This window comes from Nocardioides gansuensis, assembly GCF_003076135.1.
GTDB lineage: Bacteria > Actinomycetota > Actinomycetes > Propionibacteriales > Nocardioidaceae > Nocardioides > Nocardioides gansuensis.
On record NZ_QDGZ01000034.1, the window covers coordinates 1 to 414 of the forward strand.

General features: G+C 70.3%; 1 protein-coding gene. It reads right to left on the reverse strand.

What is annotated here, in order from left to right; translation table 11 throughout:
* The coding region (locus DDE18_RS22490; RefSeq protein WP_211754723.1) for a GMC family oxidoreductase N-terminal domain-containing protein at nt 1–414 on the reverse strand (414 nt) is incomplete at both ends.

Below are 414 nucleotides of genomic sequence, written 5' to 3' on the forward strand. Positions count from 1 at the left end.
CGAAGAGGACCCGGGTGGCGAAGGCGAAGGTCTGCACGGTCAGGTTCTTCCGGTCCAGCACCGGGTGCAGGTAGGCCCGGGCAGCGGACCAGCGACGCCCGTTCTTCACGTTGCGGTCGAAGGGCGCGAACCCCTCCTGCCGGTAGCCGTTGACGTCGTCGGTCAGCGGGTAGCCGGCCTGCTGGGCGGCCTCGAAGAACGCACCGAACAGCGGGTTGTCACACCTGCCCCGCTCCAGGTGCAGCGGGCCCTCGCCACCGCGCCAGTCGTCGCCCGCGGGCGAGCCGTCCTCCAGGTGCCGGCTCTCCATCCGCTTGAAGTAGGGCAGGCAGTGCCGGAAGTCCCACGTCTCCATGCCCGCGTCGGCGGCCCACCGCTCGTAGTCCATCGGGTTGCCCCGCTGGAAGATCATCC